The following is a 15145-nucleotide window of genomic DNA, read 5'->3' on the forward strand; positions in this document are numbered from 1 at the left end:
GCCGTTTGACGCCGGTCGAGTTCGAGGTCATCATGAACACGACCGTCGCACTGGCGGCGTAACTACAACCTGTCACCTATCCGTGCAGCAGTCCCGACAGCCACATCCTCACTTCGTCCTTGGTGTGTTGCAGGTCAGCGTTCAAGTCGCCTAACTTCCGGTGCCGCTCCAAATCGTCGGCGATCCCGCCGAGCTTCAGAATGGCCTTCGACTGAACTTGCCGGGTCTGCATCGACGCACCGGCCAGCTTCGACCACATCACGCCGTCGACCGAGCCGTCCATCTTTCGAATGAGCATGGCCGCGCGGATTTCGCGCTCGATGCCTGCAATATCTCCGAGGATGTCGTCGCGTTGGCCGCGAAGCACCTGATCCAACTTTTGGTCGAGATTTTCCAGTAACTGCCTTAACTGCGCCGCCTCTTGCTCGCGTGCGGCCTGCGCCAGCGCTCCAGCCACACCTGAGAGTGCTGCAGGGTTCGTCGCCTTCGCGCCAGCTGTCGTGTCAATCTGCAGCCACTTCTTGATCGAGCCGCGAGCGCCAACCATCGCGTGGGCGACGCCGGGCACATCGCTGTCAGTGAGCCCAAACTTATACTTGAACTCAGCCGACTCTGATGTCAGCTTTACCCATAGACCAGACTCGGCGGCCGCGTCTGAAATCCTCTGCGCCACCTGTGCCGACGCATAGAGTGCGGGAACCAGCCGTCGGGACCCGAAGTCGAAGGCCCTCTCGAGCAGGCCGTGCGCTCGCAAGAAACCTTCGACTGATCGGCGGTTTTCGCCAAAAACCAGTAAGTTCTCTCCATCGCTGATCAGCTCTACGTCACCTTCGTCGTCTGACCCCTGAGGGTGAAGCTCGCTCATACCGTGAACACTACAGGTCGGGGTCCCACACTAAGTTGACAGCTGCATCACAAACCTGCTTCCGAGGTTCGACCGCCGCCAAAAGGGACGCCTCACGCGAATCAGAAGGCATCCGATACCGGCGAGTGACTCAATAGTCATCGAAGTCCCGTTTGACCCGCCCGAACAGATTCCCGCGTGCCTCATACGGCCGAAGCGATGAATAGTTTAATCCCCGGCAGTAGAGCAATGACTCCCCCCGATTCACGGTGGGCTACCTTACTGGCCGTCGCCCCACGCGTTCGTGCGCCTCGGCAGATCGAGCGTCAGACGATATTGAGAATGGGCTGCTTGACGACCCGGGCAGCGCTATTAGCCGCTGGCTCTGACTAGAACCGGATGCCGACGGGAGGAAGTCCCGGCTGAACAGCTGTTTCAGGTGCCCCATAGGTCCGGTCCTTTTCCGCGAGATGCTGTGCGCCGCGGAGTGCGGCACGAGCGTGGGCGGCGTCCCGTTCCTGGGCGATCGATCGGGGTGGCAGACCGAGGGCTCTCGCACCGAGCACGCCGTAACGGTCCCGGTACGCAGCGACCGTGCAGGCGCTGTGGCGCCAATCGGCTGCCGCGGAGCCGCGTGGGGCTGGCCCCAGCACCCGAGTCCACGGGGCTTTGGCGAGCAAAGCGGCATCGAGGAGGTAACGCGCTCGAGCCTCCATCATGGCGCTGCGGTCGTCGAGAGCCCGCCGCATGTCGGGTTCCATCGGTCCCATCGCCGACGGGATCAGCCCGACCACCATCGCTGGCTCGAGCCGGGGACGACCGGCACCGGCACCATGCGCTATCACCGAGGCGATCCGGCTTTGCAGAACGGCCGCGATGTCTTGGGCGTCCTCGAACCCGCGGGCCACAATGGTCCGCTGGAGGAGGCTTCTGACATGGAGGTGGTGCGCTTCGGCTCGACGGAGCTCGGCCGTCAGCGCCCCGAACGCCTCCGAATGGATGGCGTCATCGGCCTGGCTTTCAGAGAGCCCAGTCTCTCGCAGCATCGACGCCCACCCGTCACGCTGTGCGGCCGCCGCGATGGTTTCGTACTCTGCCGCGAGTTGCGCGATCGATCCCCGAGCATCCTGCTCCACCGCGATCGTCTCGTGCGCAGACAATTCGGCACCGATGTGCTGGAGGACGCTGTCGAGGACACTGCGCGCTGTCGAGGCAACGTCATTGCCGGGGCGAGGACCAACGTGTGCGACATCTGGCTGATCCACGGCCACGTAGGCCATATTCGCGTCTCGACCGCGCGTCATAGCCACGTAAAAATTCTCTCGCGTTGTGCTTGAAGCGACGACGACGTGCGCCGTGTCGGTCGTGACCCCTTGCGTACGGTGAGAAGTGACCGCGTAGCCGAGTTCAACGTGTCGCTTCATGTACTCGGCAGGGAGCACCACAGCGCTCCCCCACCGCCGGCCGTGCCGTCGAACTTCTGCCGAGCCGTTCCGCCGCACTCCGATCACGGTCCAGCTGTCGCCGTTGCCGACACGGGACAGCTCGCGGTGAACTTCTACACGCCGAAGGCGGTCCGGACAACGTAGTCACGGTCGTCATCGCGCTCGATACGAAGAACACCACCATGGCGACCACCGTGAATGGCGATTATGACAAGTGATTGTTGGAGCCAAGCGAGTATATTCGGCGGCCTGGAAACAAGAGCCGAATCCTGCTTGAACCGCAAGTGGTCGGTATGGCGCGACGAAGAGCCTGTGTTCGACGTGGATGACTCCACGGCGTCCGAGGCCAATCCCAAAATTGCGAGACGCGCCGGCGGCAGCGCCAGAGTCCACCGGCAGGAGACGCGCCTCATTTCCGCGCTCGTCGTCGTCGATCAAGAAACTTCCGACTTGATCTGCCATCGGGGTATCGCCTGAACCGGTCAGATGGGCAAGTCGGCTGTATCGTCTGCGTGCCCCACACTATCGGGCAGCTGTCGGCGTACTCCTCGCGGATGAAGGCGAGACCTTCTGCCAGTGATGGGTCGAATTCTAGAGAACTAGTTACGAACTCGAGGCGGCGTTTGTTCTCGTCGATGATGTCCCGCCAACGACGCACGTAAGCGCGAATCGTCGGACGTCCCTGCTTCTTGTCGGGCTCAAGGATCAGTCCGACCTCTCGGTCATCGCCTTTGAAGGAGTTTTCGACGATTTCGTCATAGTCAGTGACGACCAGAATGAAGTCCCAGACAGCTCGATCGCTCGCGAACGCCGGCGTCTTTAGGACTACATTCACGTAGTCCTCTACTTGGTTGCGCTCAGGCCGTCCTGCCTTAATATCCGGCGCTTTCAGTTCGACGACGAGATGGCGGATCCGGTCGTGCTCCTTCGCTTTTGCGGCGAGGTGCAGGTCGACCCGCCCCGCCTTGCCGTCCCAGCGCTTGACCGGCTCCACTTTGCCTGTAGGCAGGCCTTCGAGCTTCAAGTGCGTCCTCAGGAGTTGCGTGAGCCCGCGCTCACTGTTCATTAGGTGATACTCCTCGCCGAAGATCCAGAGTTCGTGCTCCAGGATCTTGTGGAGGTGGTCGCGCTCGCCAACTTTTTTCGAGTCCTCCGGGTCGAACAGTAGATGCTCGAGCCCCGCGAGGAATTTCGTGCGGCTGGTCACGAGGTTTGCCGCGCGGATTACACCGGCGAGAGTGGTCTCGCTGAGCAGCTTCGTGAGCGCCTGCCGATCCTGCTCGGTCAGTGCCACGAATTCACTGACTAGGAGCGCCAAATTCTCGGGATCAGTCTTCAGCGCATCGCGGAGGAGATTGAGGGTGAGTTGCGCGCCGTCTTTACGCTTCGGGATCTGCGGCACCAAGGCGCTCGACACGATGTCGAATACAGCCCGTTCGGCCTTGCCGGCTTCGGTTGTCGGCTCGGTCTTATATGGGTAGACGCCTTTCGACTTCCACTCATCGATTTGATCTCGGCGTCTCGATCGACGACGCGATGCAAAATGCTCTCGCACCGCCGTCGTGGTCGCACGCCAGACGGCGCCAGCGGGGTCGGGTGCCATCTCGCCGAGCCCCAACTCGGAGAACGTATCGACGGTGAAGTCTGGCCAGGTGACGTAGGCCGAAAACGCGGTCTGGTTCTCCACCTCGGCGCCCGACATCTCCACCACAAAGCGCTCCGCGTCCTCGCCGAAGTAGACAGCGCGATGCTTACCCGTTCGCCATTCAATGATGCGAATTGAAATGACCGCCTCGGGGTCGTTGTCCAGAGCGACCTCGACGATGGTGTCGTCTAGAACTTCGTCGCTCGGATTTAGTTTGACTCCATCGAAGATTATGGCGAGAGCGTCGTCGTTCAGCAGCACTGGTGCGAATTGCGAGGTCAGGGTCGTCAGCGTGGTGTCGTTGAAAAGTGAATTGAGGCTGCGGTCCTGCTCGTTTAGAGCCGTGACGACGGTCCCGGTGCTTGATTCTGTCGAACGAGACGCTTCCCAGCTGAAAGGCTCTGTACGCTCCTTGACGCCTTCGATGACGACTCGCTCCCGCTCGCCGATTGCGTTGATGCTCTCGCTCGCCCATGTGACGCGCGACCCGAGGGCAAACGCACGAAGACGGCCCTCGCCGAGCTGGCCGTGCAGGCCACGCTTGTCATTCTTCGATCGACTCGCGAGCGCCTTCCACGAGCCTCCAATGCGTCCGAACGTCCCTTGGACCTCATCCGAGGTGATTCCATGGCCGTCGTCCTCGACGGTCACGCTCTCGATGGCATCCATAGCAGTCCGAATGAGTTCGATTCGTACCGTGTCGGCCTCCGCGTCGATGGCGTTCCAGACGAGTTCAACGACAGCGCGAACGGGATCGCGTTCGCGCGCCAGACGAGTGACTAAGTCGCCGCCGGCGGATAGTGGAAGTTCCCTCATGGGACCCACCCTAGGGCCTGCGACCAGGTCGATATTCTTGCTCAGTCCGCGAACGGGGGTTCGTCGCCCCACATGCCGGAAGCCCCGCGATTTCCCGCTCCAGTTCCGCCTCTGTTCCCAGACACGGACGGGCCTGAAACTCGTGCGGAGTGCGTGGAACGGTAAACGACACGCTCTCCGACAATGGTGCCTGCGTAGCGCCCTGCCGGGTCAAAAACGGAGTCGCCCTTAATTCGTCCGACGTACGTTCCCGACCGCGCGAAGAGTTTGTCTCCGCTGCGCCGAAGCGGGCGGCCATTCTTGGTGTATAGGTCTGACATGCCATCAGTGTGATGGCGGCCTCCGACATTGCTCGAGACGCATCGATCGTCGCCGCCTTTCACATCCGTCGGATGTTGGCGAGCGCCTCGTCGAGCGTGTGGAGCGCGCGAAGAACCTGGATCGAGCGGCTGAATATCAGGCTGTTGAACATCGCATCATCGGTTTTCGGCATGACGGAACGAGACACGACCCAGGCAGCCGCTGACTCGATGCCGACGTCGTCGCTAAACATGTGGGCAGCGACCTCGTTGCGAATCTTCACGAGCGTCTCCTTGAAGGGACGGTCCTCGGCGATGTCTCGGACGCTTCTCTTGTAGGCATCCTGCGCAGTCGTGAGCTGATCCACCTCGATGAAATCGGCGAATCGTCCGGTCTGAGTGCGTGCAGTGCGTTGCAGGTCCCCCAGCACCCGGTAGACGCCTTCGATGCTCTCTCGGAGAACGAGGGCGAGGAGCTTTTCCGTCGTGACCCGCGCCGCCGGATCCGCTGCCATCGCGCGCAGTAGCACCCGCATATCGACATCAATCTGGACGATGAAGAACCGCGCCGCCGCATATGCCTTCACCACGGCCGCCTCGTCGCCCGCCCCGGCAACGCTCTCGACGTCGCGCGCCCGGTGCTCGAGAGCCTCGACGGCGAGCGGTATGGTGCGGTCGAATCCGGCGACGCTGTCCGCGTTGGATGGCGAGTCATCCGGGCTGGGGTTGAGGCTACTCATCTCCCCAGAATGGCATTGAATCGACGCCCCGCCGGGAGATGCTGCCGAAGTGTTCGTTCCAGCCTGTCGCGGACCGATCAGGCGCAAAGCCTCAGTGATGCTGGGGGAACACCACGTCGAGGTCGCAGGAAGTCTCTGGAGCTTGAACGCGCTATTCCCTGCAATACCCCCCCCAAAGATCAATTCATCGGCCCGAACCCCATCCGAGAGCGGGAACTGCGTTTGGTGGGAGACCATCGTGCGAAACCCCCTCGATGCGCTCATCGCTGTCGTTTGAACGCGCGAGGGCGGCTTCCATCCACCAGTTTGTACATGCGCGAGGCATTCGTGGACCGCGGTTGGACGCGCTAGGTTTTCCGCATGGTGAACTGTGCAATCTGCGCAATCAGGCCCGCAGAGGGCAAGGGAGAACATGTCTGGCCGGCGTGGTTCCTTAAGGATGCCGACGCAGCTGGACCTCCGTCCTTCGCCTGGTCGTCCAACGGTGAGGCCCTCCTCAACCGTGACGACGAGCCTCTTCATTTCCCTGAGCGTCAGCGCTTGCTCGTGCCGGCTTGTCGGAGTTGTAACGCAACCCTCGACACCCGTTTCGAGAAACCGGCGAAGGATATCGTCAGGCGGTTGGCACCAAACTCGTGGATCGGTGAGGCCGAGGCGCAGGAGTGGGCTTTCGTCGGGCTCTGGTTCGCGAAGATCCTTCTCCTCGCTACTCATCCACTAGCTCTCCACCAGCATCCCGAGATCAACAAGCACCGGATCATCGGAGAATGGGAGGCGGAAGACTTCACGTGGCTCATCGACGGCTCTCCCGCGCCCGACGGGCTCTCCTTGTGGGCGTTTCGGGCCGAGCAGGAGAAGGGGACTCCGACCGCACGCGTCGTGCTTCCCAAGGTGGTTCAACTCGACGACGGCAGCACCACACGGTTCCCGATGACGATGATCACCCTCGAAGGCATCTGCTTGACGCTTGTCTACCATCCCGGATGGGCGATTGAGCATCCGCTGGTCGCTGAGGGCGCAGCGTGGGAACTACTCCATGGCGCGCCCAAAGGTGACCTAGCCGACCTCCCGCTTCTACCGCTCAACGCCATCACCTGGCGTCGACCCAGCACGGTGGTACTCGCGGACGGACTTCGCCTCGATGGCACACTCCCACCCCTGGGCGCCATGACCGACGCGCCAATTCCCGGCAACCTCTTCGACGTCATTAAGGCGGCATCGTTTTGATGTCCTGCACCAAAAGAGACTCGATGTGCTTCTCTTCGAGCTGAAACGCATTACGGGTGCGTGTATATAGATCCTGACCGCGCTAGCTGGCCCTCAAGAACCGTCGTGGACCAAGTAGGCCAGAACGCCGCGCATTGCGCGGATCGCCTGTATCGCGTCGGGCTGCTCGACTCGCGTGTCGCCCTCATGGACAGCCACGTGGCGTTTCCCATATAGGGCATCACCCGCAGCCGCGACATCAGCGGGAGCAGCAGCGAGCCGGCGCCTCACATCGGCGCCCCTTCCGCCACACGCCGTCTCGACAGCGAGTCGCGCGGAGAGCACGGCCTCGCGGTAGCGTCCACTGTCGAAGTGCGTCTGCGCGGTACGCGCATGCGCCTCGGGCGCTGACTCCTCTGCCAGCACACGGAACGCGTCCCGGTATGCAGTGTCGGGTGTCGGACCAAGCAAGTAGGTGAGTTCGACGCCGTCGTTGAAGAGCACCACGTCATACGAGTCTGTGGTCGTGCCTCCGGAAACCAGCACGTAGTCGTCGAAGCCGTCCTTCTGGTAGAGGTTCGGCATGTAAATGTCGGCGCCTGTGAACTGCGCGCTGCCGAGAAATGTGAGCAGGTGGTCCCGGTTCTTGCCATACATCTCGATCTTTCGGCCGGTGACCTTCTGCCGAAGACGCAGGCCAAGACCGCCGTCTTCGTCCGAGTACTCCTCGATGTAGGACCAAACCGATGTCGGAGGAGATGCGACGTCCGCGGCTACGATGTGGACCTCCACTGAGAAGCGCTCGAATGCTACAGCGATCTCCTGAGCACCTTGCGCCACGATCGGCGCGGAGATGGCGATGTACTCCGCGCGACTCCGCGGCTCAACGAGGCCGCCTCCATGCGCGTGACAGTCCTGCAGCAGGTTTGCCAACGGCGCAAATGACCTGAACATCTGGTGATCCGTCAAGACTCTCACGAGCCGTTTAGTCGACTTCTCGTGAAGGCGAAGATCGGGCGCGCCAGCGGCATTCTCAAACCGCTCGACGTAGCACTTGACGACTCCAGAACTCTGGGCGCTGCGAGCAGTCACGTTCGCCGCCCGGGCGGCTCGTCGTGCCTTCGAGCTGGATGCGCTCATTCCCACTGGCCTGCTTTCGGCTTGATCGTCAGGATGATCCGAAGACTATCCGAGAACAGTCCTAGTCGCCCCACGGCTCGTCGGCCTGCATTTTCACTTGCGCGCCGGTTATTGAACCACCCAACTTCGCGAAGTACGCGCCGACGCACGTCTGCTGAAAATGGGACGATTCCAGGACGGGCCCACGAGAGCGGCTCCGGGACACCGGAGAGATCGCGAAGATTTCTGTTCTCGAGCTCATCGTGCTCTCCCATCCCCACCATGCAACTGAGTCTGCCAGCGATACCGGAGTGACGGCGTAGTCGCGGCCGTCGCTCCGGGAGAACAGGTAGGTTGGCGCCGATCAACTGCCTATTCAGGAACTCGAACTCAGCTCTGTAATGTGCGCAAGACGCGTATCAGCCTCCTCAAAGTCATCCTCGATTTCCGCGATGACAACGGATGTGCCGTAGACGACGGCAGCATCGGTTCCTGGTATTGCCGCTTGGTCCGCGTCAAGCAGTAATGGGCTTTGCAAGGCCCCGATTGCCTCCCACTCAGATCGGTCTTCTCCGACCAAGTCCTTTGCGGTAGTCAGATCATCGGTGATGGCCGCACCGATGACTGTCAAAATGTTGCTGAGCGCAGAAACGTACTCAGTTCCTTTGTGAGAGGAAGTTAGCTCATCCAAGTGCGCTTTGAGGCCGACAAGACGGTCCCACGATTCCTCGAGAACCCTGCCTTCCTCATCGGGAATGTGAGTACTCCCGCGGATCGCGATGATCGCCGCGATGGACGATAAACGACGAGCTTGCCGGAGATAAGCTCCATACGGACCGGAAATTGGTGTCGCAGCGATTGAGCCGGCGAAGGCGGACGGCGCTTCACGATCGCCGAGTGGGATCACCCCGCCATGTGCAACTTGGAAGATCGAGGCAGGCAAGTAGCCGCCGGTTGAGCGCAGTCCAATCCATATACGTCGGTCTGGATGTTCAGTGGCAGCTCGCGCGGCGTCCGCGAGAGCCGCGAGAGCGTTTAGATAAGTGAGGACGCTCTGTCCTTGTACGATGATCGCTAGGTCTCCGGGCGGCCAATTCATCATCGTGTGGTCGGAGGAGCTTGGCACTACGGTCACAGCACGCCCCGAGTCCGCGAGTGCGAGTCGCATTCGGTCAGCTTCCTTTTGCAAGGCTGCGAAAGAGCGCTCGGTTGCAACTGTAGCTGCGGCCGCGATCCGAGCGGTTCCCGCCTGCCGCCCCGCAGCGGCCCGCATGGCTACGCGGAGTGATTTGTCCGATCCTGCGCTAGCGGATGCGACCATTCGCAAGTCGCGGAGAGCGTCGATTAGCCGGCCGCAATCTGGAGGGTCGGGTAGATAGCGATATCGCTCGAGCTCTATCAGTGCGCTGACCTTCGGGATGAGACTGTCGAACGTTCCGACTGTCAGATTTGGGCGCCGCTCGGCGACATCCGCCCGTGCAAGATTTGGGATGACGTGCTGAAGTAGCGATCGCACGACAGTGATGGCGTCACCCTCGACGGGATAGTCACCCAGTGCGCCGGGCACTTCGTCCGTGTAACTCTCGTCTGCCGGAGAGTCCATCTCGGAAAGCAGCGCCGTAACCCGCTCAAACCGACGAACAATCGCTTGAGGCACGGCGCGATCGCCTAGGTAGGCGATGGTGATTTCCGGGAGCAGGTCGATGATTTCCCCAAGTGCTCTAGCCTCCGCCTCGAGCTTGAACGTTAGCGTGCCCGCACCGTATTTTCGAGACAAGGCCCGAGCTTGGGCTCTGTTGTCGGAGACTTCGAGGGCATGGGGCAAATTTTCCCGCGGAATCGCCTTGTCAACGAGCGGATATCCGCCGACCTTGACCAAACGCCCAAGGGCATCAACCGCACCTACTCTGGCGATCAGCGCAGTCGGCGCAAGAGCGAGGGCCAGTCGGCATACCTCAACGACAGCTTCGTTCTGGTTCGGCTGCAGTTCCTCGTCGACGAAAATCCACTTGCCAACGACCCCGTCGTCGACCCGGTCTAGGGACGCTAGCCACGGTGTTTCAGTCGCAATCCTGCGCAAGAGGAGCTGTTCGCCGCCGGCGGTGATGACGGCGTGTTCCGCGAGTGCGGGTGCCGCGCGGCGCAACGCTTCCGTCATGTCGGCTGCGTCGCGGAGCGCCCATACAGTCAAGCGTGCGCCAACTGCACCCGCCGCGGACTCGAGAGCTGTCACGTCAAAACCGCGAAGCACGGTGATGGCCTGCAAAAGAAGTTGAGTTGCTTCATCGTCGTGGACCGCCGCGGTCGTGAGCTCTTCGACCAGCTTCGAGTCGATCTTTTGCCACAGGGGTTGCAGATCCGGATCGGTCGGAACGTTGCGGAGGCGCACGATTGCTGCCACGATCTCGGGCTTGAAAAGCTGTTCCGTGTCCGGGTGTGACTTTGTGCGGGACATCGTGAACGCAGTTACGGCGTTGCCAGCATCGACATCACTGTCATCCAGGATGAGCTTCCAGTCGTCGGCCCGCTGCCGCAGTCCATCAGAGCGGAAAGCGGATGCGACCGCGACGAGCGTCTCGAGCGTTCGATCGCGCGTGATGCGCTTGGTCGCGGCCTGAATCATTACAGCCTGGTCGGCCCCGGATTCAAGTGCGCGTCGAAGGAATCGGGAGACTTCGCCGCCAGTGATTAGCAGGACGAGGCGCTCAAGTGTCTCTTGCTGCCCGAAGGGATGAGCGGCCTGGGCCAGTACGGCAGAGCGGATCTCGTGCAGCGGCCGTATGAGGTCGCCCGAATCCTCGACGATGAGGTGCTCGTCGATAAGGCGGCGGCTGGCGGCATGGAATGCGCCGCGATCGACACCCAGTGCGGACTGGATCGCGTGCGCAGGTACGGCGACGCCGTATTGGTTGGCACAGGATGCAAGCCGGAGGATCTCAAGCTCAAGATGTCGACTCGGGTCCGCTTCGCGTGCGCGGACTTGCGCACTGACGACGGTATTGAGATCCACGCCTTCGGTGAGCAGAGTGACGTATTCGAGTAAGAGGCCGCTCGCCCGCTCGGCTGGTTCCCGCCATCCAGCCCATTTGGTGAGATTATCGGCCCGATAGTCGCGCCAGAGTTTCTCTGCGAAAGTGTCGTCAAGCATCGGCGTTATCGTGGCGATGCTCGACAGCAGCGGAACTGGAAAGCGGTCTTCCTCCCGGATAGAAACAACGGTGATCACATTTGGCAGATCCGCGAGCCGTTTCAGCAGTCGGTCGAGCAGATCCGGATCGTGGCGCCCAGCGTCGTCGATGAGGACCCCCACCGGGGCGTACGCACTCGGACGTAAAGACTCGATGCGCGCCGAAAGCAACGCGATGGCATCACGTCCGGTGCGCCCCGTCGGTGTCAGCGAGTGGACCTGCTGCCAGCGATACAGCCTCCGTGTCTCGTACAAAGCAGCGTAGGCGAGTGCGCTCTTGCCGCTGCCACTGGGCCCGGCGATGACCGCCAACCGACGGGCCGCTGCGACTTCGATCACCTGTTGGGTGAGTTCAGGTCGGGGCACGAGCAACCCGGCAGCGACATGAGGAGCCCCCACATGCACGCCCCGACGTAGGTCCGAACCATCGGTAGAGGAATTCCAGTCGATTGCCTCAGAAATCCCCAGCGACCTCGCCTCATCGAGCAATTCAAGGTCGACGGTCGCCAGCACACGATCGATGAGGGCACCGATGCCTGCGATATCTACGGCTGCGCGACTCGCTATATCCGGGTCGGCATTCGTGTCGCTAGCCTCTCCGACTTGGGTACACACGGCAGCCACAAGGATCTCCGCGAGTCCATCCGGGAAGTCACGAGCCGCGGCAACAATGCTGATCGCCTGCGCCTGTGGATCAGGACAGGTCACGACTGATGTTGACGCTGCGAAGGCAGCCGTATCTTGATCGCTATCTAGAGAGACAGCCTGCAATTCCTTAGCTAATTCAGCCCGGGCATTGGAAGCGGGTTGTGCGGCCCCGCTCACCCACTCGGGCACCGGAATTCGAGCGACCGGGCGCTCGAGCAAGAGAATCGTCGCGGCTGAGAGTCCGGCGTCCCTCCGCTTCACCCAAGCCTTTGCGACGGACCGCAGGTCCTTCCGCAGGTCCGTAGCCGCGAAATCCCCCGCGCTCTCGCGTCGCGACTTCACTTGGATGAACAATGACCCGCTCGACGACTGTACCGAAATGTCGTCGTACCCTTCCGGCGTCACTACCGCTGTCGCATCGCCTTCGCTCCACAGACGCAATACCGCGAGCGTGGCGACCAGATTCTGAAAACGAAAACCTCGGCCCGCACGCGCACCGGCTCGAGATGCGAGCCACAACGCAGCCTGTGGCTCGGTAGGCAGATTAGTCGGTGCTGGGATGGATGATGGCACAGCCTCCGCCTGTTCGCGGCGGCGCGCTTGCGCGGTGCGCCGTCGCCGCGCCTCAGATGTGCTGCGATCGACGTTTCGACGGGTCATACCCTGATAGTAACGACGACCTAGGACGCGCCCGAGATCGCCCGAGCTATTTGGTGCACGTCTTATCCGCACGATTCTAGGCTTGTTCGTGTGGTGCATGTCACTGAGTGCGTGGCGGAACAACCCACGCCCCCAAGAAACCTGGTTAGTCGCTTAGATCGCGTGAGCGGCGGTAGAACGTTGCCCGAGACATTCCGAGATCACGCGCCACCTGCGCTGCAGGCTCACTGCCTTGGACGAGTCGAAGAGCGTTTCGGATCTGGCTGTCGCTGATCGACTGCCTGCGTCCGCCGAGATCCTTCCCGGCCTCTCGCCGCTTGCTCACCGAGTCGACCACACGCTCACGTTTGATCTCGAGCTCCATCTGGGCAAGCGCGGCCATGATCGTGAACAGCATCGACCCCATTGGCGTGGAGCTATCGACGTCTCCTCCCCCGAGGTTGAGGACACGCATTCCCGCTCCTCGCGCCTTCAGCTCCGCCGAGAACGCGAGCATGTTCTGCGTGGAGCGGCCGAGCCTATCGAGCGTCGTGACGACGAGAGTGTCACCGGCGTGGAGAGCATCAAGCGCCTTGTCGAAACTCGGCCGCGATACTCGCGCTCCGGACACTCCGCGATCCAGGTAGAGGTCGTCGCGGCGGACGCCAGCAGCAAGAAGGTCGGCCTCTTGGCGGTCCGTTATCTGCTGCCGAGTCGACACGCGGGCGTACCCAATCAGCTTCGCCAACGGGTGCCTCCATGTCTCGCAACGGACTCTCCGTACATTGATTTCAACCACGGACTTGCAACACATAGTTGTGAGAAATCCAGATGCGCGGGATTCTGGGTCGATTGACGTTAGTCACCGAATGTCGACGAGACGCCTCGCAACCCATGACTTGCAAGACCGAAAACTGTGTACGCGGATGGCACCTTCGCGGGCATCTTCACCGGGCGGGGTAAACGGGCAGCACCTCGACGCCGCAGGGCGACGTCATCGACCGAGCTGACCGGGACCGCTTGGCGACCCTCTAGCGAAACCGGCGAAACCCCGACCTCAGTCGCTCGACTGCGGTCGGGGTTGATTGTTGTTAAACCACGCGGGTTATCGCTTAGACAATCTCGGTCTGGGTAAGAGCGTTTTAATAGTGCTTTGCGAGGCACGCTTCAAGGCGCTTGATGTGTTTCAGCGAGTTGGCTCGTCGTATCGTCGCGACCTGCTCGACGGGCATGGCATTCACCAAAGTTGCTTTAGTGCTTGCCAGCATCAGCTTCTGAATGCTCTCGTAGAGATCGTCCCGCACAAGTCCCTCTAAGTAGCTTGAGTCCAGCGACAACACCGCGCCGTTCGAGAGTTGACCCCCTCCGAGCGGTTCGATCGTATTCACGAACGTGCTCAGGTGCTTATCCGCAGTGACGAAGACCACGGGTTCAGGCACGCGCCCCCACAGCGGCGTATTGACTGCCATGCGGGTGTATGTGAGGTCGAAGCTCGTGTTCCAAGCAGCGTCCAAAGTTTGCGTGAGGCCCGCTTTGTTCTGGAGCTTCATGATGTTCAGCGCAAGCGCTCGCCCGGAGTTCGTCCCTGCGACCAGGAGAATTGCGAGCATCATCTCCCTCGATCCACGGCAGCGCGTTTCTGCTGCGACGCGCTCCACGGAGCGCAGCGCCCTCATTGGAATCGGGTCACTGAGATTAGCCCAGTACGCCTGCAAGACTAAGGCATACGACGGCAGGAGGAAGTTCTCGACCACAACACCGAAGACGCTTTCAGTCTGCTTCTGCCGCTCACCTTCGAGATCGACGCTGACTGGCTCCACCACTTCGCCCGCTGCCCAACGGCGCAAAGAGTCCCTGTTCTCGTTTAGAAGAGACCTCGCATGTGCGGAACGCCGGTGGAAATTCGAGTAGTCCGTCTCGCGGAACTCTCGCCTGATGTCCCCTTCGGCTGCACCCAAGCCTGCCATTGCCAGAACCTCAGAATCCCCAAGACGATCAAGGAGACCAACGATCCGTTCGCGGACTGCCTCATCTCTAAACGATGAGCCTCGCTTCGCTATCGAGTCGAGATTAGCCGTGACATTCGCGTCCAGCATGACCGACCCGATCTGACCTGATCCACGCGGGAAGTAAGTGTACTGATTTGTCACGCATTGCTCCGTTCGGGCATCGTCTCGCTCTCCCCCGAGCCTATTCGCGCCGCCTTGGACGAGCGGCGAAGCGCGCGGATCACTCGCTTCGAGATCGGAGATGGAGCCGAAGGCAGAGAACGAAGAAGAGTGCGGAGCAAAAAAGGAAGAAGCAAGGAAGATCGGGCGTGGGCCATTGTCGCGTGGGCCCCTGTCGCGTTCGCAGACCGTGACTTGAACGACTTTCAGTGCGGTGGAGCAAGTGTCAAGCCTTCAACGGAAGGAGACGACGAGCCGGGGCGCAGCGCGCATGCATCCGTTTCGCGCGAACTGGGTGACGTCCCCTGGGGTGGTGTGGTTTCCGGGGTTCTGAGCGTCGGATTGTCGACGTGGTGAGCCATCGTGGGATGGTCAGTGAGAACCGATCA

The 15145-nt window shown here is 61.4% G+C and carries 9 protein-coding genes; 1 reads left to right on the plus strand and 8 read right to left on the minus strand.

The features are described 5' to 3' along the window. Nucleotides 1-76 precede the first annotated feature (76 nt). From IWX78_RS16070 to IWX78_RS16085, 4 genes are all read right to left on the minus strand, one after another. A complete protein-coding gene (locus IWX78_RS16070) occupies nt 77-865 on the minus strand; it encodes a hypothetical protein (RefSeq protein ID WP_196834650.1) in 789 nt (262 codons plus the stop codon). Between the two features lie 368 nt (nt 866-1233). Next, complete coding sequence (locus tag IWX78_RS16075) at nt 1234-2154, minus strand: hypothetical protein (protein ID WP_196834651.1); 921 nt, start codon at nt 2152-2154, stop codon at nt 1234-1236. A gap of 544 nt (nt 2155-2698) precedes the next feature. Next, on the minus strand, nt 2699-4750 hold the full coding sequence (locus IWX78_RS16080) for an ATP-binding protein (protein WP_196834652.1): 2052 nt from the start codon (nt 4748-4750) through the stop codon (nt 2699-2701). A 379-nt stretch (nt 4751-5129) separates the two neighbouring features. Beyond that, complete coding sequence (locus IWX78_RS16085) at nt 5130-5789, minus strand: hypothetical protein (RefSeq protein ID WP_196834653.1); 660 nt, start codon at nt 5787-5789, stop codon at nt 5130-5132. Nucleotides 5790-6410: 621 nt separating this feature from the next. Between IWX78_RS16085 and IWX78_RS16090 the strand changes: the two genes are divergently transcribed. Further along, on the plus strand, nt 6411-7016 hold the full coding sequence (locus IWX78_RS16090; protein ID WP_196834654.1) for a hypothetical protein: 606 nt from the start codon (nt 6411-6413) through the stop codon (nt 7014-7016). 93 nt (nt 7017-7109) lie between these two features. Here the strand turns inward: IWX78_RS16090 and IWX78_RS16095 are convergent, their stop codons facing one another. From IWX78_RS16095 to IWX78_RS16110, 4 genes are all read right to left on the minus strand, one after another. After that, nucleotides 7110-8135, minus strand: coding sequence for a hypothetical protein (locus IWX78_RS16095; protein ID WP_196834655.1), 1026 nt, complete (start codon nt 8133-8135; stop codon nt 7110-7112). A gap of 355 nt (nt 8136-8490) precedes the next feature. Continuing rightward, on the minus strand, nt 8491-12609 hold the full coding sequence (locus IWX78_RS16100) for a dsDNA nuclease domain-containing protein (RefSeq protein ID WP_196834656.1): 4119 nt from the start codon (nt 12607-12609) through the stop codon (nt 8491-8493). Between the two features lie 145 nt (nt 12610-12754). Beyond that, complete coding sequence (locus IWX78_RS16105) at nt 12755-13336, minus strand: recombinase family protein (RefSeq protein WP_196834657.1); 582 nt, start codon at nt 13334-13336, stop codon at nt 12755-12757. 394 nt (nt 13337-13730) lie between these two features. Continuing rightward, nucleotides 13731-14738, minus strand: coding sequence for a hypothetical protein (locus IWX78_RS16110; protein WP_196834658.1), 1008 nt, complete (start codon nt 14736-14738; stop codon nt 13731-13733). Between the last annotated feature and the right edge of the window lie 407 nt (nt 14739-15145).

It is taken from the genome of Mycetocola sp. CAN_C7, assembly GCF_015752285.1.
GTDB lineage: Bacteria > Actinomycetota > Actinomycetes > Actinomycetales > Microbacteriaceae > Mycetocola_A.

Coding starts and splice junctions, on each gene's coding strand:
- IWX78_RS16070 (WP_196834650.1), bottom strand. CDS start 865: ATGAGCGAGCTTCACCCTCAGGGGTCAGACGACGAAGGTGACGTAGAG.
- IWX78_RS16080 (WP_196834652.1), bottom strand. CDS start 4,750: ATGAGGGAACTTCCACTATCCGCCGGCGGCGACTTAGTCACTCGTCTG.
- IWX78_RS16085 (WP_196834653.1), bottom strand. CDS start 5,789: ATGAGTAGCCTCAACCCCAGCCCGGATGACTCGCCATCCAACGCGGAC.
- IWX78_RS16095 (WP_196834655.1), bottom strand. CDS start 8,135: ATGAGCGCATCCAGCTCGAAGGCACGACGAGCCGCCCGGGCGGCGAAC.
- IWX78_RS16100 (WP_196834656.1), bottom strand. CDS start 12,609: ATGACCCGTCGAAACGTCGATCGCAGCACATCTGAGGCGCGGCGACGG.